The 20,467-nt window shown below is 38.3% G+C and carries 17 protein-coding genes; all 17 read right to left on the reverse strand.

What is annotated here, in order from left to right:
- Positions 1-55: 55 nt before the first annotated feature.
- Positions 56-1,282, reverse strand: a complete 1,227-nt coding sequence (locus K3T81_RS07805; protein ID WP_238019209.1) for a M16 family metallopeptidase — start codon at positions 1,280-1,282, stop codon at positions 56-58.
- Positions 1,283-1,327: 45 nt separating this feature from the next.
- Complete coding sequence (locus tag K3T81_RS07810) at positions 1,328-2,272, reverse strand: polysaccharide deacetylase family protein (protein ID WP_238019211.1); 945 nt, start codon at positions 2,270-2,272, stop codon at positions 1,328-1,330.
- Positions 2,273-2,449: 177 nt separating this feature from the next.
- Complete coding sequence (gene pnp, locus K3T81_RS07815; RefSeq protein ID WP_238019213.1) at positions 2,450-4,567, reverse strand: polyribonucleotide nucleotidyltransferase; 2,118 nt, start codon at positions 4,565-4,567, stop codon at positions 2,450-2,452.
- A gap of 289 nt (positions 4,568-4,856) precedes the next feature.
- Positions 4,857-5,126 carry a 30S ribosomal protein S15 gene (gene rpsO / locus K3T81_RS07820; RefSeq protein ID WP_042223730.1) on the reverse strand — a complete coding sequence of 90 codons (270 nt, stop codon included), beginning with the start codon at positions 5,124-5,126 and terminating at the stop codon, positions 4,857-4,859.
- A 148-nt stretch (positions 5,127-5,274) separates the two neighbouring features.
- The gene (locus K3T81_RS07825; protein WP_238019215.1) at positions 5,275-6,210 is read right to left on the reverse strand and encodes a bifunctional riboflavin kinase/FAD synthetase; all 936 of its coding nucleotides are present in this window, start codon (positions 6,208-6,210) and stop codon (positions 5,275-5,277) included.
- A 16-nt stretch (positions 6,211-6,226) separates the two neighbouring features.
- Entirely contained in the window at positions 6,227-7,117 is an 891-nt protein-coding gene (gene truB, locus K3T81_RS07830) for a tRNA pseudouridine(55) synthase TruB (protein WP_238019217.1), read from the reverse strand.
- Between the two features lie 162 nt (positions 7,118-7,279).
- Entirely contained in the window at positions 7,280-7,621 is a 342-nt protein-coding gene (gene rbfA, locus K3T81_RS07835) for a 30S ribosome-binding factor RbfA (protein ID WP_106896688.1), read from the reverse strand.
- 109 nt (positions 7,622-7,730) lie between these two features.
- Positions 7,731-8,009, reverse strand: a complete 279-nt coding sequence (locus K3T81_RS07840; RefSeq protein ID WP_106896687.1) for a DUF503 domain-containing protein — start codon at positions 8,007-8,009, stop codon at positions 7,731-7,733.
- A complete protein-coding gene (gene infB / locus K3T81_RS07845) occupies positions 8,006-10,156 on the reverse strand; it encodes a translation initiation factor IF-2 (protein WP_238019220.1) in 2,151 nt (716 codons plus the stop codon). Before infB ends, K3T81_RS07840 begins: the two co-directional genes overlap by 4 nt.
- Positions 10,157-10,176: 20 nt before the next feature.
- Positions 10,177-10,488, reverse strand: a complete 312-nt coding sequence (locus tag K3T81_RS07850) for a YlxQ family RNA-binding protein (RefSeq protein WP_238019222.1) — start codon at positions 10,486-10,488, stop codon at positions 10,177-10,179.
- On the reverse strand, positions 10,481-10,759 hold the full coding sequence (gene rnpM, locus K3T81_RS07855) for an RNase P modulator RnpM (RefSeq protein WP_238019341.1): 279 nt from the start codon (positions 10,757-10,759) through the stop codon (positions 10,481-10,483). Before rnpM ends, K3T81_RS07850 begins: the two co-directional genes overlap by 8 nt.
- Before the next feature lie 11 nt (positions 10,760-10,770).
- Positions 10,771-11,868, reverse strand: a complete 1,098-nt coding sequence (gene nusA / locus K3T81_RS07860; protein ID WP_106896684.1) for a transcription termination factor NusA — start codon at positions 11,866-11,868, stop codon at positions 10,771-10,773.
- Between the two features lie 15 nt (positions 11,869-11,883).
- Positions 11,884-12,354, reverse strand: coding sequence for a ribosome maturation factor RimP (gene rimP, locus K3T81_RS07865; RefSeq protein WP_106896683.1), 471 nt, complete (start codon positions 12,352-12,354; stop codon positions 11,884-11,886).
- Between the two features lie 300 nt (positions 12,355-12,654).
- Positions 12,655-13,506 (reverse strand): STAS domain-containing protein, encoded by an 852-nt coding sequence (locus K3T81_RS07870; RefSeq protein WP_238019224.1) that lies wholly within the window; start codon positions 13,504-13,506, stop codon positions 12,655-12,657.
- 177 nt (positions 13,507-13,683) lie between these two features.
- Positions 13,684-17,973 carry a PolC-type DNA polymerase III gene (locus tag K3T81_RS07875; RefSeq protein ID WP_238019226.1) on the reverse strand — a complete coding sequence of 1,430 codons (4,290 nt, stop codon included), beginning with the start codon at positions 17,971-17,973 and terminating at the stop codon, positions 13,684-13,686.
- A 288-nt stretch (positions 17,974-18,261) separates the two neighbouring features.
- Positions 18,262-19,533: an RIP metalloprotease RseP gene (gene rseP / locus K3T81_RS07880; RefSeq protein ID WP_238019228.1), complete on the reverse strand. Its 1,272-nt coding sequence runs from the start codon at positions 19,531-19,533 to the stop codon at positions 18,262-18,264.
- A gap of 113 nt (positions 19,534-19,646) precedes the next feature.
- Positions 19,647-20,453, reverse strand: coding sequence for a phosphatidate cytidylyltransferase (locus tag K3T81_RS07885; protein ID WP_238019230.1), 807 nt, complete (start codon positions 20,451-20,453; stop codon positions 19,647-19,649).
- Positions 20,454-20,467: the final 14 nt, after the last annotated feature.

Consider the following 20,467-nt stretch of genomic DNA (forward strand, 5'->3'; position numbering starts at 1 on the left):
GAAAAAGCTTATCCTTATTATTATAGTTACCGACATAAAAAAAAGAACCTATGGATTACATAGGTTCTCCTGATGGAGCAATTAGAGCACTTGAAGATGGTTTTTCAAATACGATGTCTATTACATTTCTAATCGATTCATGGTCCACAGCATCAATTTCATGTATCATGTGGTCCATCGTTCTGTGGCGTCCTAGAAGCAACTCGTTTTTACCGTTTCGACTCATTCGGCTATTTGTACTTTCCAAACTTAGTAAAAGATTTCCTTTTAATTGCTCTTTATTGTTTTTTAGTTCTTTATCGGTAATACCATCTTGAATTAGCTTTTCCACTGTACTATCAATTGTCTTCCTTAATTGCGGTAATTGATCTTTACCAGTTCCAGCATAGATAGTAAGCATACCATTATCCAAGAAAGAAGAATGATACGAAAATACCGAATAGGCAAGTCCTTGCTTTTCTCTAATATCTTGAAACAGTCGGGAGCTCATACTACCGCCCAGAACATTATTCATAATAATAAGGCTGTAAATTTGCTCATGGCCTGTTTGAAGTCCGTCATAGCCAAGGCAAAGATGCGCTTGTTCCGTATCTTTATGACGCTCAAGCTTATTGGTAAGGAATTTAGGTTTATTTAAAGAGCTAGGCTGGTGATTTGATTCATAGGAACCAAAATATCCATCTACCTTATCAATAAATGCACTATCTACATTACCTGCGATAGAAACCACAACGTTCTCTGGATTATAAGCTTCCCGCATATAGTCTCTTAAAGATTGGGGCTTAAAAGAACGCAAGTGTTCCTCTGTACCTAAAATAGGATAGCCTAGAGGATGGGTCCCATATGAAGCTGTTGCAAGCAGGTCATGCACGATATCATCAGGTGTATCTTCATACATTTTTATTTCTTCATAAACCACTTTCTTTTCTCTTTCCATTTCCTCTTCATCAAATGCAGAATTAAAGAACATATCAGCTAAAATTTCCAACGCAAAGTCTTTATGAGTATCAATGACCTTGGCATAATAGCATGTGTATTCTTTTGAGGTAAAGGCATTGACCTGCCCACCTATCGAATCAAATGCCTCAGCTATATCTTGTGCTGAGCGGGTTTTCGTTCCTTTGAAAAACATGTGCTCCAAAAAGTGAGAAATACCGTTATTTTTCTCTGTTTCGTTTCTCGAGCCAGTTAATACCCATATACCTATCGTAACAGACCTTACAGCAGGTACGTTTTCGAGGACAACCCGCAAGCCGTTCTTACTTTTGTGTTTTTCAATCAATGTACTTCCTCCTATGCTAGATATGTAAGATGAACGCCAAATTGGTTATCTTTCCGGGCTGACTAATTGTTCCATAGTACCTAGTTTATACCCTTTATCCTTTACAGAATCTATCAATTCATCAAGCCCCGCAGCCGTTGCAGCAGTAGGGTGCATTAGAATAGTTGCTCCCGGATGCAACTTACTATTCACTCGGTTAATCATAACAGATACTGTTGGATTCTTCCAATCAATCGTGTCTACCGTCCAAAGCACGGTCTCCATTTTTTGGCTGTGTGCAGCATCCACAACATATTGATTATAACTGCCACTAGGTGGGGCAAACCAAGCAGGTGTAATTCCAGTTATCGCTTTTAAAATATCATTTGTCTGGCTTATCTGTTCAACCATTTGCTGTGTAGTCAAGTTTGCCATATTAGGATGATTATAGGCATGATTTCCGATTAAATGGTTCTGATTCTTTATCATCTTCACCAAATCAACATTTTCCTTTGCCCATTTCCCCTCAATAAAGAAAGTAGCTTTGATGTTCTTATCTTTCAGTATGGCTAATATTTGGGGGACATATTCTGTTCCCCAGGAGACATTGATTAATAAAGAAACCATCTCTTTTTCCGGGTTACCACGGTATATTGGTGATGATGGCAAATCTTCTAAAGAAACCTTTGGTGCTATCTGCTTATAAACGAGTAAAGCGTCATCAAATTCTCCCTTTTCCCTCATTCGTTCATACGATTTAGTAACATCTACTTCAAGGCCATTACGCCCCGGTGTTTTCTTCCATACGTCATCAATATATGGGTCAACAGGTTCTTCCTCATATGCTTTCGCCTGCTTTTCTATTTCCTTGTATAAAGCATTATTTGGTTTTGCAGTTTGCATAAAGGTTGTACTACTTTCCATTGAGAATGGATTATAAGTAGTATTGAATGAAATCGTAACTATAATTAAAAAAACAATTACATGTATGATTTGTCGTACGTGATACATACTTACCCCCTCCTATTTCAAACTTATGTTGAAACAGGACAAGGTATGCTTAAACTATGTAAGTAGTGAGCAGTGACTTTTTTCTTTTCAAACAAAAAAAGAGAAGCAATGGCAATTGCTCCTCTTTGTTATTTGAAACAGCTGTCAGAACAGCCATCTAAAACAGGCACTATTCAATTAAGAATTTGCTTTTTCCTGTCTTTCTTTTTCCTCTTTTAATACTGCTTTTCGGGAAAGATTTACTCTGCCTTGGTTATCAACTTCCTTAACCTTAACCATGATCTCATCCCCAATTGATACAACGTCTTCCACTTTATTAGTACGTTCTTCAGCTAATTCAGAAATATGAACTAGTCCATCTTTTCCTTTAAACAATTCAACAAACGCACCGAACTTTTCAATACGTTTAACTGTTCCAAGGTACATTTGCCCAACCTCTACTTCTTTCACAAGGTCTTCGATGATCTTTTTAGCTTTTTCATTCATCTTAGCATCTGTTGATGATATAAACACACTTCCGTCTTGTTCTATATCAATTTTCACACCAGTTTCATCAATGATTTGATTTATTTGCTTACCGCTTGGCCCAATAACATCACGGATCTTATCTGGATTGATGGACATCGTAAGGATTTTCGGTGCATATTCAGATAATTCTTCTTTTGGCTCCTTAATCGTAGCAAGCATAGAATCAAGAATTTGCATTCTTCCTTTTTTAGCCTGGTTAAGTGCTTCTTCAAGAATCTCTCTTGATAAGCCATCAATTTTAATATCCATTTGTAAGGCCGTTACGCCTTTAGATGTACCGGCTACTTTAAAGTCCATATCCCCAAGTGCATCTTCCATGCCTTGAATATCTGTTAGGATAGAATAATCTTCACCAGATTTAACTAGTCCCATTGCGATTCCAGCTACAGGTGCCTTAATTGGTACACCAGCTGCCATCATTGCAAGTGTACTTGCACAAATACTTGCCTGTGAAGTAGAACCGTTTGATTCCAACACTTCTGAAACAAGGCGGATGGTATAAGGAAAGTCCTTATCAGATGGGATAACCTTTTCTAACGCACGTTCTCCTAATGCACCATGACCAATCTCTCTTCGGCCTGGCCCTCTTATAGGACCTGTTTCTCCCACACTATATTGAGGGAAATTGTAATGATGCATAAACCGTTTAGACTCTTCTAAATCAAGCCCGTCCAAGATTTGCACATCACCAAGTGCTCCCAATGTACATACACTTAGTGCTTGTGTTTGCCCACGTGTAAATAATCCTGAACCATGTGTTCTTGGTAATACATTAATCCGTGAAGACAATGGTCGGATTTCATCTATCTTTCGGCCATCTGGGCGTACTTTTTCCTTCGTGATTAATCTGCGGACTTCCGCTTTAACCATTTTATCCAGCACAGATTTAACCTGCTTCAAAATGTCAGCATCTTCTTCATTTTCATAGGACGCAAGAACATCCTCTTTCACCTTACTAATAGCATCTTCTCTAGCATGCTTTTCTTTTACCTGAATAGCTGCTATAAGACTTTCCGAAGCTTCTTTTTCTATCTTCTTAGAAAGTTCTTCATCTAATTCAAAAAGCTTCACTTCAGACTTTTCTTGTCCTACTGCTTTTACGATCTCTTCTTGGAATTCAACTAGACGAATAATTTCTTTATGCCCAAACATGATAGCTTCAAGCATAACTTCTTCAGGTACTTCATCTGCTCCTGCTTCTACCATGTTGATTGCATCTCTTGTTCCAGCAACCGTTAGTTCAATATCGCTTTTTTCTTCTTGTTCAATGGTTGGATTGATAATAAATTCGCCGTCAACTCGGCCAACGTTTACACCGGCAATTGGCTCTGCAAACGGAATATCAGAGATGCTTAACGCAATGGAAGAACCGATCATAGCAGCAATTTCAGAAGGACAATCCTGGTCAACACTCATAACTGTGCTAATAACCTGAACTTCGTTTCGGAAACCGTCAGGAAATAAAGGTCGAATCGGACGGTCAATAAGACGTGAGGAAAGGATTGCTTTTTCACTTGGACGTCCCTCTCTTTTTATAAATCCTCCCGGTATTTTCCCAACTGCATAAAGACGTTCTTCATAGTTTACGGTTAATGGGAAAAATGGCAGATCTTTCGGTTCCTTTGAAGCTGTCGCAACAGACAGAACAGATGTATCGCCATAATGCATCATGGCAGCACCATTCGCTTGCTTTGCTAATTCTCCGATTTCAACGGTGAATTTTTTACCTGCAATTTCTGTAGAAAATATTTGCTTCTCTTCTGGCATTTGTAGTACTCCTTTCAATGAAATCAAGCTCCATATGAGCTTTTGTAGCTTAGTTAATATTCATCACGGCGCTTATAGCAAACAAAATGCTAGCCGTTATAAAAAACACTCCAATTATTATATTATAGTTTATAAGCAGGAATGTAAATTTTATGTAGAAAAATCTTGTCATAATATAGAAGTTTCTTTATTCCTTTATGCAAAAACCACTTATTTTCACCAGTATCTAGGGTTAAATGAAAAATTTTTACTTATAAAAAAAGCAGGATTTCTCCTGCTTTTTGAATAATTATCGGCGTAAGCCAAGGTTTTTAATTAATTCACGATAGCGGGTAACATCTTTATTACGTAAGTAGTTAAGTAAATTACGACGTTTACCAACCATTTTCAAAAGACCTCTACGTGAGTGGTGATCTTTTTTGTGAACACGAAGATGTTCATTTAGAGTTGTGATTTCTTCCGTTAGTACAGCAATTTGTACTTCTGGAGAACCAGTGTCACTTTCATGAACCTTGTATTCATTAATAATTTCATTCTTACGTTCCTGTGTGATTGCCATATGGCGCACCTCCTGTAATTGTATTGAATCCCCATTCCCCTAGCAGTCGTCGGAGTTACGAATTGCCAAGCGATGGTTTTACGTTGTTAATACTACATGTTTTTATTTAAAAATGCAAGTAAAAGATAGTTAGAAGCAAGGTCGCTTATCAATTAAAGTACTTTCTAACTTTCTTTTCATCCTCCGCAATTTCGCTCACTAATTCTTCTACCCCGGAAAACTTCTTTTCTTCCCGAATAAAGGTATACCACTGTACTCTCAGCTCTTCTTCATACAAATCATTGTTATAATCAAAAATGTTTACTTCCAGAATCGGTTCTACCAATTGGTCCGTAAAGGTTGGTTTGAAACCTAAACTAGCCATTCCTTCATAAACTTCATTTTTATAAAGAACCTTTACTGCATAGACGCCGACCTTGGGCAACAACGTTTCATCGCTCACCGCAATATTTGCTGTTGGATAGCCAATAGTTCTGCCACGTTGCTCCCCTTTAACTACTAGACCTGTAACAGATAACGGTCTTCCAAGTAGTCTTGCTGCCTCGTCCATATCTCCTGCCTTTAGAAGATTACGAATTTTAGTGGAGCTAATCTTTTCTCCATCTATTACTACTTTATCCACTTGCGTTACGGTAAACGCTCCGGCCGCATGCTCTTGTATGGTTTGCATGTTTCCTTTTCCTTTGTGTCCATAAGAAAAGTCAAAGCCTGCTACCATATGCTTGATACGAAGCCCTTTTAGAAAATGATCCACAAACACTTGAGGAGTCAAGGATGCAAGCTCTTGATTAAACTGAATAATGTAAAGTCTATCCACCTCAAGCTTTTGCAGAATTTCTTGTTTTTCTCGAATTGGAGTAAGATATTTTACGTGCTGCACATCTTTTTTTAAAACAACAGAGGGGTGTGGATGAAAGGTAATTACGGCACTTTCCATCCCTCTTTCCTTTGCTTCTCTTACAGCTGTTTGAATGACTTTCTGATGCCCTTTATGTATTCCATCAAAAAAGCCAATGGCCGTAACCGTTTCAGGTAGTTCATTCAACACCATAGAATGTGGATATGTTAATTCAAATGTTCTCATATTCCTCACCTGCACTTTATCCGTTAAAAACACGAACGGGTTTTATTTCCATTGGTTTATCCGGATGGGTTTGATATATTGCCAATAATTCTTGGTTAAACATCATTACAAATGGCTCTTTCATTATTTTATCAGGTTTTGAGAGTTTTTGCCCGTTTCGTACTTTTATCGCTGTTTGTTCATCAACATTATAATAGTCCAGATGCTCTAGCCCTCTTTGAGCAGGCAATAATACAGATTCTGGATGCGAGACCTTTAGCTTTTCCTCAATTTGTTCAAATGTCACGGTCTCTTCCTTAGGGAAAGAAGCAACCTGTGTCCTTTCAAGATGGGCCATATGGGCCGGGTATCCTAATTTTTTTCCAATATCCACACAAAGCGTGCGTATATAGGTTCCTTTGGAGCATACAACTTCAAAGGTAATACTCTCCCTCTCCTCACATGACGAAATCTTTGAAATGGAGAAAATTTCAACCTGGCGTGTTGGTCTTTCCACAACTTGTTTTTCTCTTGCATATTCATACAGTTTTTTTCCTTTAACTTTTACTGCAGAGTACATTGGTGGTACTTGGGTGATGATACCAGTAAACGCTTTTAACACTTCATTAATCTGATCTTCAGTTGGAAATACAGTAACAGGTTTCTCTTCTATTACACTGCCATGCGCATCTTCTGTTTCTGTAGAGACACCAAGTTTGAGCTCTGCCACATACGTCTTTCTTGTATCTGTTAAAAAGGGGACGATTTTCGTTGCTTGCCCAACACATATTGGTAAAACACCTTCTACCTCAGGATCTAACGTACCAGTGTGGCCTACTTTTTTGGTTTGTAATAATTTCCGAAGCTTAAATACACAATCATGGGAAGTTATTCCCTTTGGTTTCCACAATGGTAAAATTCCATTCATTTTCTCACCTCCAATATATACATACAACATACAGAAAGGTTTTATTGCTCCATTTTAAGCACTAAATCTTGATTGCATTAAATTTTAAAGCTTGATTTTAAGTTTTCTACGCACATGGAAAAAATCTGACTCGCAAAAAAGGAGTCAGATTATCCATCAAGCTTATTTATTTAAATCACGTAGTATTGTTTCAATTCTATTTCCATATTCAAGTGCCTCATCGAATTCAAACAAGAGCTCAGGTGTTTTGCGAAGGCGAATTCGTTGTCCTATTTCGGAACGAATAAATCCTTTCGCTTTAGCAAGTCCCAATAGTGTGTCTTGTTTTTGATGTTCATCACCTAATACAGAGATGAACACTTTTGCTTGTTGTAAATCTCCCGTTACTTCAACGTCTGTGACCGTAACAAATCCAACTCTAGGATCTTTTATTTTTCTGGTCAAGATTTCTCCAAGCTCTTTTTTCATTTGTTCTGCAACGCGGTTTGCTCTTAATTCTGCCAACTTTTTCACCTCTTTAAGAAAAGCTTCATGCTTCAATTAGAAAACTACAATCACTCTCTTACCGTACATTTTTTATAGTCCCGATGAACGAAACATCTAACAATGAAGCCTACATCCGTTCAACCGTAGTTTGTGTTCTTTCAAGTTCAACGAAGGTGTCAATAATCTTCATCACTTCTTGCATAACCTTTTCCGAATGAACGTAATCATTAGAAATGGTTACAATGCCAAGCTTTGTTCGTTGCCATAGATCGTGGTAATCAAGTTCTGTTACCGCTACATTAAAGGTGTTCTGGAGCTTTGCGAGCAACCTTTTAAGCACAGACCTTTTTTGCTTAAGCGAATGCCCGTCGTACAACATACACTCTACTTCAGCATAAACGATCATTTGCGTTCTATTTCTTCCATTACATATGCTTCAATAATATCGCCTTCTTTAATATCATTGAAGTTCTTTATTGTAATACCACATTCGTAGTTTTGTGCTACTTCTTTCACATCATCTTTAAAACGTTTTAATGCATCAATTTCTCCTTCAAAATGAACAACACCATCGCGAATTAACCGAATACCGGCATCTCTTGTGATTTTGCCTTCTGTTACGTAGCTACCAGCAATCGTACCAATTTTAGATACTTTAAAGGTTTCACGAACTTCTGCTTGACCCGTTACTTTTTCTTCATATTCTGGGTCGAGCATTCCCTTCATAGCAGCTTCTACTTCTTCAATTGCTTTATAAATCACACGATGTAGACGTACATCCACTTTTTCAGATTCTGCAGCCTTTTTAGCATTTGCATCTGGTCTTACGTTAAACCCAATAACAATAGCATTTGAAGCTGAAGCTAAAATAATGTCAGATTCTGTGATTGCACCAACACCAGTATGAATGATCTTAATATTTACGCCTTCCACCTCAATTTTTTGTAAGGAAGAAGCTAATGCACCGGCAGAACCTTGTACATCTGCTTTAATAATAATATTAATTTCTTTCATTTCCCCTTGCTTGATTTGTTCAAACAAGTCATCCAGACTAACTTTGGTTTGTTCACTTCTGTTTTCCTGGATTTGCTTTTGTTGACGGGCTTCACCAATTTGTCTTGCTTTTTTCTCATCGGTAAATACAAGGAACTGATCTCCAGCTTGTGGTACTTCATTTAAACCGGTAATTTCCACAGGAGTTGATGGTCCTGCTTCATTTACCCGTTGTCCAAGATCATTTACCATTGCACGAACACGTCCATGTGTATTACCAACTACGAGGGAATCCCCAACATGTAACATACCATTTTGTACGAGTAATGTAGCAACAGAGCCACGACCTTTATCAAGCTGTGCATCAATTACAGTACCAAATGCATTCGCTTTAGGGTTGGCTTTTAATTCTTCTATTTCAGAAACAAGAACAATCATTTCTAACAAGTCGTCGATACCTTCATTTTTTATTGCAGAAAGGTTTACAAAGATCGTGCTGCCGCCCCAATCTTCCGGGATTAGTTCATATTCGGTTAATTCTTGCATAACACGATCCGGATTGGCGCCTTCTTTATCCATTTTGTTAACTGCAATAATGATTGGTACTTCAGCTGCTTTTGCGTGATTGATTGCTTCCACAGTTTGTGGCATTACGCCATCGTCGGCAGCCACCACTAAAATAGCAATATCCGTAACTTGAGCACCTCTTGAACGCATACTTGTAAAGGCTGCGTGACCAGGGGTATCAAGGAATGTGATTTTCTTGCCATCATTTTCTACTTGGTATGCGCCGATGTGCTGTGTAATTCCACCTGCTTCACCAGCTGTAACTTTTGTATGACGGATCGCGTCAAGTAAAGTGGTTTTCCCGTGGTCTACGTGTCCCATGATCGTAACAACAGCAGGACGTTCCACAAGATCTGCTTCTTTATCTTCTTTGAGGTATTTATCAAAGTCGGTATCTTCTAAAATTATTTCTTTTTCCACTTGAACATCAAACTCGCCACAAATCAACTCAATTGCATCATCATCTAGGTCCTGATTTTTTGTTGCCATAACACCTAGGAACATTAATTTCTTAATAATCTCGGAAGCATCTTTGTTTAGTTTAGCAGCAAGGTCACTTACCGTGAGTGTTTCACTATAAGTAATGTGCTTTGGTGTTTCTTTTACTACAGGTTGTCTAGGGACTTGTTGATTCCCTCTTTTATTCCCTTTTTGCTTTTTGTTATGCAGATTTGAATTTCCCGTGTTTCGCTGTTGATTGGAATTCGGTTTATTTTTCCCTTTATTCCCTTGATTATGATTCATTTTGGCTCCTGATGTATTCGATGTATTCGAATTCTTATTTTGCGCACCAGCATTAGCTGATGTCTGATTTGGTTTATCAGATGTCTTTGGTTTTGAGCTGAACTTTTCATCCAGCTTACTAACGGTATCAGCTGAAATAGTAGACATGTGGTTAGACACTTCTACCTTAATTTCTTCTAAATAATTGATGACATCTTTACTAGGTTTATTTATTTTTTTTGCATATTCATATACACGCATTTTACTCATACGTTCACCCCCGAATTTAATTACCCGAGTAACGACTGAATTTTAGTAGCAAATCCTGCATCTAAAATAGCAACAGCTACTCTTTGGGATTTTCCAATAGCATGTGATAGTGTCTCTCTATCATCCACTATTTCATATGGTACATTATATGATTTGCACTTGTCTGTGAGCTTTTTCTTCGTTTGCGGCCCTATATCGCTAGCCAACAGAATAAGCTTTGCTCTATTTTGCCGAATATCCTTCACAATTGCCTCTTCTCCCAGTGAAATCTTTCGAGCACGGTAGGCAAGCCCAATCATATTTAAGTAAGAATTATTGTTATTATTAGTCATGTTTTTTACCTTCAACCAGTTTTATTAAGTCCTCATAGATTGACGAATCTACTTCTGTATTCAGCTGGCGATTTAAAACACTGGTTTTCTCAGCTTGGCGGATGATTTCAGGATCCCTTGTTAAATAAGCTCCACGCCCATTCTTCTTTCCTGTTTCATCCACAAATACCTCGCCATCCTTATTACGTACAACGCGGACAAGCTGTTTCTTCGGTTTCATTTCGTTCGTTACAACACATTTTCGCTCAGGTACTTTTCTTTTTTGCACTATTGGACAGCCCCCTACTCGAACAAGTCTTCCTCAGTGTCTGGTAGAACCTCTTCCTGCTCTTTTAATAAGCCCTCTTCATTCGCCTCAGATTCACTCTTGATATCAATCTTCCAGCCAGTAAGCTTAGCTGCAAGACGAGCATTCTGACCACGTTTTCCAATAGCTAATGACAACTGGTAGTCCGGGACAATTACCGTGGTAGCTTTTTCTTCCTCATTAACAAGCACATCTACTACTTTCGAAGGGCTCAGCGCATTGGATACATATACTACCGGATCCTCTGACCACTCTACCACGTCGATTTTTTCACCTTTGAGCTCATTAACAATTGCTTGAACACGCTGTCCCTTTTGCCCAACACATGATCCTACTGGGTCTATTTCTGGGTCTGGTGCATGGACAGAGATTTTAGAACGATCCCCTGCTTCGCGGGCAACGGACTTAATTTCCACGATACCTTCATAAATTTCCGGTACTTCCATTTCAAACAGACGCTTTAAAAGGCCTGGATGAGACCTTGAAATATATATTTGCGGTCCCTTGCTCGTATTTTCTACTTTGGTTACAAATACTTTCAAACGGTCATGAACGTAGTATTCTTCTGTTGGCATTTGCTCTGCCTCAGCAAGCTTCGCCTCGATTTTACCAAGGTTTACATACACAAAGCGTGGATCTTTACGTTGAATAATCCCTGTCATTACATCCTCTTCGCGGTCAGCATACTCGGAAAAAATCACTCCACGTTCTGCTTCTCTAACACGTTGTGTTACGACTTGCTTTGCTGCCTGTGCTGCAATTCTACCAAAGTCTTTTGGTGTTACTTCAACTTCCACAACATCTTCAAGTTCGTAATTAGGGTCAACCTTTTTCGCTTCTTCAAGTGAAATCTCTTCTTGAATGTCTTCTACTTCCTCTACAACTACTTTTCTGGAGAAAACACCCATTTTACCCGTTGCTTCATTTAGTTCCACACGGACATTCGTTGCGGATTTAAAATTCTTTTTATATGCAGAGATCAAGGCTGCCTCCAATGCTTCTAGAAGAATACCCTTATCAATCCCTTTATCTTTTGCCAAATAATCAATCGCGTCAAACAACTGATTGCTCACGTTCTTTTCCCCCTTCTAAAACATTACAGCAAGACGTGCTTTTGCTATCTTATCGTATGGTAGTTCTACTTGTTTTTTTCTTGTTTTCACCTTGTACTCTATTGTTAAGAGATCGTTATCAAAGCTTTTTAGAATACCTTCATATTCTTTCTCGCCTTCAATCGGCTCGTAAAGTTTCACAAAGATATTGTTGTCAACATTATTTTTAAAGTCTTCTTGTGTCTTTAATGGCCGCTCCACCCCAGGGGAAGATACTTCTAGAAAATACGCTTCCTTTACTGGATCCGTATTATCCAATTTCTCACTTAATTCTTCGGAAACCTCACCACATTCCGTGATGTCTACACCGCCTGGTTTGTCGATATACACACGTAGAAACCAATTCTTTCCTTCTTTAACGTATTCAACATCAACAAGTTCCAGGTTTTTAGGTTCCAAAATCGGCCGCAATAATTCCTCTGTTGTTTTGATTACTTGAGAACTCAACATTCATCCTCCTTTATTCAGTTGTTTTGCTGCCTGTCAGCTAATTGCTGTCATTTCTGATAGTATGAACCATCATACTACTTTTCATTTGATCATACTGTAAATCAATAGAAAACCCCTGCCGAATTCTGTGGCAAGGGGGAGTTTACGCGAAGTTGAAAAGAAGTATGAAGAAAGAGTGGGCGTTTACCCACTCTTTTAACCGTTCGTATCAATACTTACCAAAAAATAGTATATCATAAAGGGAAACCTATTGCAAGATAGTGGGTACGTTAGTAATATAACCGTAATTGCTTCCTCTTAAACGAAAATTCTTTCGTCATTATCTTTATCGGAAAATAGCTCAAGAGCCTGTTGTAAATTCCCTGTTGTTTTTACTTTATCTCCAAAAGAAACATCAAACGCTACAATTTCTCTTACTATATCAGGTCGCAAGCCAGTAATAATTGTTTGACATCCCATCATCGATACACCATCAAGTAGTTTTAAGAAATGATGAATCGCTTCTTTGTCCATTTCTGCAATTCCTGAAAGGTCTAAAAGCAATTTCTCAACATGGTTCTTGCCAATTTCTACTAGAACTTTTTCTTCGATGATTCCTGCTCGATAAGTATCAATGGTGCCAATTAAAGGTAAAATGCTTATGTTATTGGAGATTGGGATAATTGGTACGGATAAGTTTTCGACGAGTTTCCGTTCCTTTTCCAGTAATTCATCCTTGTAATCAGAATAAGAGATAAAGAAGCCTTGAAAGAACTCGTCAATCAACTTATTAATTTTAATGACCATTTCATATGAATTCTCCGTAATTCTCTTCATATTATGTGCTTGCTCATATTCATACAAGAAGCTCCAAAAAGCTTTTCTTATAGCTTTAACCCATTCAAGTTTAAATGAAAGTGTAAGAGAAGTTTTTGCCCAGGCAACCCCCTCTTTTTTAGCGAAGTTTATCACATCTTGCTCCTGATTATTTACAATCATGAGAATCAGATTATAGGCATTATCCACCAAGTGAATGCCCCCAACAACCTTTATCTCCTCTAATTTTTCTATATCAATTGATGCTTCACTTAGTAATAGGGCTTCAAGTTCTTTTCTTTTTTCTATAATAAAACGCTCTAATTCATTTTTATCATTGAAAATATAACTCATACAGCTGCATCTCCTTCAAGTCTCGTATAGTATAAGCAATGTGTAAATTCATTGAATATTCTGTACTGATTATACCACAATCTCTGGCAACCACAAAAAAGAAATAGGCAGTAGCCTACTTCCTTTTTGTGGAAAGCACACAGATTACCTATCTGTAATTTCCCCATTTTTTAGTTATTAAAACAATGATAATTGATTTTTTTCTGCCATACCCTCAAGACAACCGTGGTTATCCAGATATTCTAGTACCGTTTTAGAAATTTTACTTCTTTCACGTAAATCTTCTTTTGAAAGGAATTCCCCTTCTTCCCTAGCTTTTACTATATTAAGAGCAGCGTTTGTACCTAAACCATCTACCGCGTTAAATGGCGGTAATAAGGAATCGCCATCGACAATAAACTCTGTTGCACTAGATTTATAAAGATCAACCTTATTCAAATGAAAACCTCGTTCACACATTTCCAATGATATCTCCAACACAGTTAGGAGACTTTTTTCTTTTGGCGGGGCATCATTTCCTTTTGCAGTAATAGAATCAATACGCTGTTTGATCGCAGCAGGTCCTTTGATCATCGTATCTAATTCAAAGTCGTCAGCTCTTACAGTAAAGTAAGCTGCATAAAAGAAGATTGGGTGATGAACTTTAAAGTAAGCAATTCGGACAGCCATTAGCACATAGGCTGCTGCGTGAGCCTTAGGGAACATGTATTTAATTTTTTTACATGAGTCAATATACCAATCTGGCACACCATGCTTTTTCATTTCTGTAATCCATTCATCTTGAAGTCCTTTTCCTTTTCGGACAAATTCCATGATTTTAAATGCCAAAGAAGCTTCCAAGCCTTTATGCATTAAATAAACCATGATATCGTCACGACAACCAATTACATCTGGGAGTTCACATATCCCATCATTAATCAGTTCTTGCGCATTACCCAACCAAACGTCTGTGCCGTGTGAAAGACCAGAAATAATAACAAGTTCAGCAAATGTGCTCGGTTTTGTATCCTCGAGCATCTGTCTAACAAATTTTGTCCCAAATTCCGGAACTCCTAACGTACCTGTTTTACAGTAGATTTGTTCCGGAGTAACACCTAACGATTCCGTACCTGAGAATATTTTCATGACATCAGGATCATCTGTCGGAATTGTTTTCGGGTCAATTCCACTTAAATCCTGGAGCATCCGTATTACTGTCGGATCATCATGCCCTAAAATATCAAGCTTAAGCAAATTATCATGAATAGAATGGAAATCAAAATGTGTTGTTCTCCACTCACTTTTACGATCATCTGCAGGGAACTGTATCGGTGTAAAGTCAAAGATTTCTTTATCATCTGGCACAACAATAATGCCACCAGGATGCTGACCAGTCGTACGTTTAACACCAGTTGTTCCCTGTACTAGCCTATCTACCTCAGCATTCTTATATACAAGTTGTTTATCAGAAGCGTAACCTTTGACATATCCATAAGCGGTTTTTTCCGCAATCGTTCCAATTGTACCTGCTCGGTAAACATTATCAACACCGAACAATTCTTTTGTGTAGTTGTGCGCTTGTGGTTGATATGCCCCTGAAAAATTCAAGTCAATATCAGGAACTTTATCCCCTTTAAAGCCAAGGAATGTCTCAAATGGAATGTCCTGTCCATCTTTTGTAAGGGGGATATTACAATGCGGACAATCCTTATCATCAAGATCAAATCCGCTTCCCACAGATCCATCTGTAATAAACTCATGGTGATGGCACTCTAAACAAACATAATGAGGTGGGAGTGGATTCACTTCTGTAATTTCCGTCATTGTCGCAACAAAGGAGGAGCCTACTGAACCACGAGAACCAACAAGATAGCCGTCATCGAGAGACTTTTTCACAAGCTTGTGGGAAATGAGGTAAATAACTGCAAACCCGTGCCCGATAATACTTTCCAACTCTTTCTCTAGTCGATCTGTAACAATTTGGGGTACTGGCTCGCCATATATTTTCTTTGCCCTGTTATAACAAAGGTCACGCATCTCCTGATCAGCACCTTCGATCGTAGGTGTGAAGAGACCATCTTTAACTGGCGAAATTTCTTCCAGCTCACCCGCTATTTTATTTGTGTTTTCAACGACTATTTCGTTTGCCTTTTCCTCACCAAGAAAGTGAAATGCCTTCATCATTTCAGTTGTAGTGCGAAAAGGTGTATCAGGTAATGTTTGACGGTTTAGCGGATTTCCTGCTTGAGCAGCTATTAAAATTTGTCGATAGACTTTATCGTGATCATCCAAATAATGGACATTCCCTGTAGCTACGACAGTTTTACCCAAACGGTCTCCCATCTCAACAAGTTTCTTTATTATATCTAGAATCTGGGCTTCATTTTGGACAAGATCTTTTTCTATTAAATGTGCATAGTTTGCAGGTGGCTGTACTTCAATGTAATCATAAAATTCTGCAACACTCTCCGCTTCTTCCGCAGATTTCTGCATCATCGTTTCAAAAACTTCCCCTTTATCACATGCAGATCCAAGGAGTAATCCCTCACGATATTTTTTCAAAAGCGATCTCGGTATACGAGGAACCCGGTAAAAATAGTCAATATGAGCATGGGAGACGAGTTTGTAGATATTCTTTAAACCTACTTCATTTTTTGCCATTATGGTGCAGTGAAAAGGTCGCGAGCGCTGGTAAGCATTGCCTTCTCCCATATGGTTATTCAAATGAAGATGATTTGCAATTTCTTTTTCCAAAAGCTTTTGCACTAACTTCCATAACAAATAGCCTGTGGCTTCGGCATCGTAAATTGCTCTATGGTGTTGAGTCAATTCAATATCTAAATGCTTACACAAGGTATTCAGACGATGGTTTTTAAGTTCTGGGAATAAAAATCTTGCAAGTTCTAACGTATCCATTACGGCATTCTGAGCTTTTGGATAATCTATTTTTTGCAAGCCTTGATTTAAAAAGCCCATATCGAAGCTTGCATTATGAGCAACCAAAATATCATTTCCCATCCACTTATGGAAATCTTGAAGAACACTAGATATTTCTGGTGCATCCTTTACCATGTCATCCGTAATCCCAGTCAAATCTGTGGTTGTTTGAGACAGGGGATGGTGAGGATTTGCAAAGGATTCAAATCTGTCGATAATTTCCCCATTGTGAACCTTTACTGCCGCGAGCTCGATGATGGAGTCATATACTGCAGACAAACCTGTCGTCTCCACGTCGAATACAATATAATTGGCACTTGCAAGGTCAACATCTTGTTCGTTATAGGCAATGGGAACCCCGTCATCTACGAGATTTGCTTCAACACCATACAAAACTTTTATACCATGTTTCTGACCAGCAGCATGTGCATCAGGGAAGCCTTGAACACCTGCATGATCGGTAATGGCCACTGCTTTATGTCCCCACTTCGCAGCCTGGGCAATTAAGTTACCTGGTGATACAACTGCATCCATTTGACTCATCGTGCTATGTGCATGCAGCTCTACCCTTCTACTATCTTCGGGGGCCTCATCCATACGAATCGCTACTTTTATCTCTTGAATGTCATTTGCCATCATGGCAAGCTCGTTGGTGTACATATCCGTTTGAATGCTACCACGCGCCTTGACCCACATTCCTTTTTTTACTGTATCGAATTTATCAGCATCCTCATCACCTTTTGAGAACATTTTAATTTGTAAGGAATCTGTGTAATCTGTTGCTTTAATAATGAGTAGACTTCTACCAGAGCGAAGCTTGCGTATATCAACATCAAAAATATAGCCCTGAATGGTTACACGTCGTTCTTCATCCTGGATTTCCTGCATTTGAAGAGGTTCATCCTGTATCTTATAACCTAAAGTTAGTGGACGGTTGTCCTGCTGTATTTTCTGGGTATCTCTTTTCTCTTTTTCCTGGACAGTCTTAAGAACAAGCTTCTGATCCTCTAAAGCTTTTTGCTCTTTAAATTTTTTCAATGCAGCTTCTTCGGCTTTAACTTCCGTTTCAATGGGATAATAACGTATACCAGCCTTTAAGCAAAACTCTTTAAAATCTTGGTCAAGGCGTTTTTTTAGCGCAGAACCTTCTGCTTCGTTTCTTACAGTTAACATAATCTTATTATTGTTAACTTGGGGTATTTGCTCATGAATTAGATCCTTATACGCAGGAGATATGTCTGTTTTGCTACCAACAAACTGTTTCCAGTATCCCGTAATTGTCTCTTCATCACAGTTGTTGTCTCCCGTTAAAATGGTTAATTCTGTTGTAGCTACATGTTCAAAAGTATCGTTTAATTTACCAACCAAGAGTTGATAAACCTGCAATGGCAGAACACGTTCAACAAAAATATGAAAATGCCATTTTTTTGTTTTCTTATATATTTCAAGTTTTTCTAGATAACTTTCATTAAAAAAGGCTTCTACATCTTCTCCAGCTATTTGCAGCTGTTTTAAGAGTAAACGCAATTTTTCTTTTTTTGTTAAGTCCATCGTATATCCCCCTGTTACAGCTGTGCTTCATTTTTACTCCTGAACATATTTTACCAAAAAACCGTGGTAAAATCAGCGAGAACCTTTGTCAATTTAAAGACAAAGGTTCTCTCCTTTTGTTATATTAGTATTTGTTTTATAAAATAATTAGAATGTATTTTACTACGTTCAAGGTAAACTCCATTTAGTAATCATATAACCTTCGAAAGTTTTCCGTGAGCAGCTGGTGAGCTTCATTGCACGAAACACTGCAGGGAGTCACCTATGATTACAATAGTAAATTTACCTTTATAAAAATAGTCGTTGGATGTCATTCCATGTTACGACGATCATTAGTAGCATGAGTAGTGCGAAACCGACGAAGTGAAAGATACCTTCTTTTTCAGGAGCAATTGGTTTGCCTCGGATCGCTTCAATTCCTACAAATAATAGTCGACCACCATCAAGTGCTGGAAGTGGAACGAGGTTAACTATACCAAGATTAATACTTAGGATTGCTGTCCATAGAAGAAAATTCATAAACCCAGTTTGAACTACCTGGTCTGTAGCATCATAAATTCCAACAGGGCCCGATAGCATGTCAATGGGAACCTGCCCTGTAACGAGCATAGCAAGATTCGTTAAGATTAATTTTGTTGTATCATAGGTTTGGGTGAAACCATATTTTAGTGTACCAAGTACTGATTTTTCATAGGCTAGGTTTACACCTAATTGGCCAATTGTTTCTTGACCATCTACGCCCTCAACTTTTACTGCGTTAGGCGTTACAGTTAGTGGTAGCTGTTCACCATTACGTTCTATGACAATATCCAGTTCCTGTCCCGGATTTTCTCTAACAATTGTCGTAAACTCGTCCCAAGAGGATACCGACGTATCACCTATTTGGACCACTTCATCATTCTCTTGTAGTCCTGCTGTTTCAGCTGGGCTATCTTCGAGAATTTTACCCATTTTTGCTTCATCAACAGGTGCCCCCTGGATTAGACCAAGGATGAAGAAAATTACCATTGCTAAAATAAAGTTCATCATAGGGCCAGCAAACAATTGCATTGCTCGTTTTCCTATACTCTTAGAAGCAAACTGGCGGTCGTATGGTGCAATTTGTGTCTCTTTTTCTTCCATAACAAAGAATGCTTTACGGTCTACTTCAAAGTGTAGTTTTTCATCATGCTCATCTGGCTCATAACCCTCGATAACCAAACGGTGATCCAAGTCTGCGTGTTCTATCTCGACAATCCTCGCATGGGGATGCTTAGACTTATTATCCACGATAATACGGTTTACTTTTCCTTGCTCGTTAAATTCAAGTCCAACATGGTAGCCTGGTTTTAAATCAATTATCTCTGGGTCTTCTCCTGCTACACGCACATAACCGCCAACCGGTAATAGACGTATTGTATATACTGTCTCATTGCGGGTAAAGGCAAAGATCTTTGGACCAAAACCAATAGCAAATTCTCGTGCCAACATGCCAGCACGTTTTGCAAATATGAGGTGGCCCCATTCATGTATAAATACGAGTAGCCCAAACATGAAGATAAATGCGATAACTGTGTTCAATAAAAACACCTTCCTTTAACCCGATATCAATAGTTGATATTCAGGAGATTGCCATTATTTAGTATGGGTGACTTTTTTAGTATACGATGGCCGAGTCATAAATATTTCTAAAATTACACAAAGCCGATGAAATGCAGGACTGGTAAAACAAATAACATACTGTCAAAACGATCTAAGATACCGCCATGACCAGGCAGTATGTCACCCGAGTCTTTTACACCATAATGCCGCTTGAACGCGGATTCTACTAGATCCCCAATTTGACCAAAAATAGAGGCTAGTACTGTTACCAATACCATCACTAACATAGAATGATGTTGAATTGGACTAAATACATGGAATATAACTGCCACAATACATGCGAGTATTACACCACCAATAGCCCCTTCGACTGTCTTATTCGGACTGATCTTTGGCCAAAGTTTTTTCTTTCCAAATGCTCGTCCGAAAAAATATGCTCCTGTATCTGTTGCCCAAATAACAAGAAACACATACACAATCGTAGCCAGCCCATCATCTATATAATTTCTTGTTTCAATAAGGAACGAGAAACCCATTCCTACATAAATAGTCGAAAGTAAAATAAAACCTGCATGGTCGAAAGAAAATCTATTCTTTACAAGCACTGTGTAGGATAATAAAAGCAATACGACTAACATAATAACATCTGATTTATGGAAAAATGCTTCTGGTATCGAGATAAAATCAAATCCAGCAGAAGGAAGCATGAGCATCCAAAGTAATAGTATTCCCAACGCTGAAGATACAGAATACTTTCCAATTTCCCTCATTCGCATTAGCTCAATTAAGCCTATTGTAGCCATGATATATACAAGTATTTCGAATGGTAATCCACCAAAGATTACAAATGGGACAAAGATTATAAGTGCGACAATTGCTGTCAGTATTCTTTGTTTCATAATGCTATAATCAC

Origin of the sequence: Oceanobacillus jordanicus (assembly GCF_022095695.1) — a bacterium.
GTDB classification, from domain to species: Bacteria; Bacillota; Bacilli; order Bacillales; family Amphibacillaceae; genus Oceanobacillus_B; species Oceanobacillus_B jordanicus.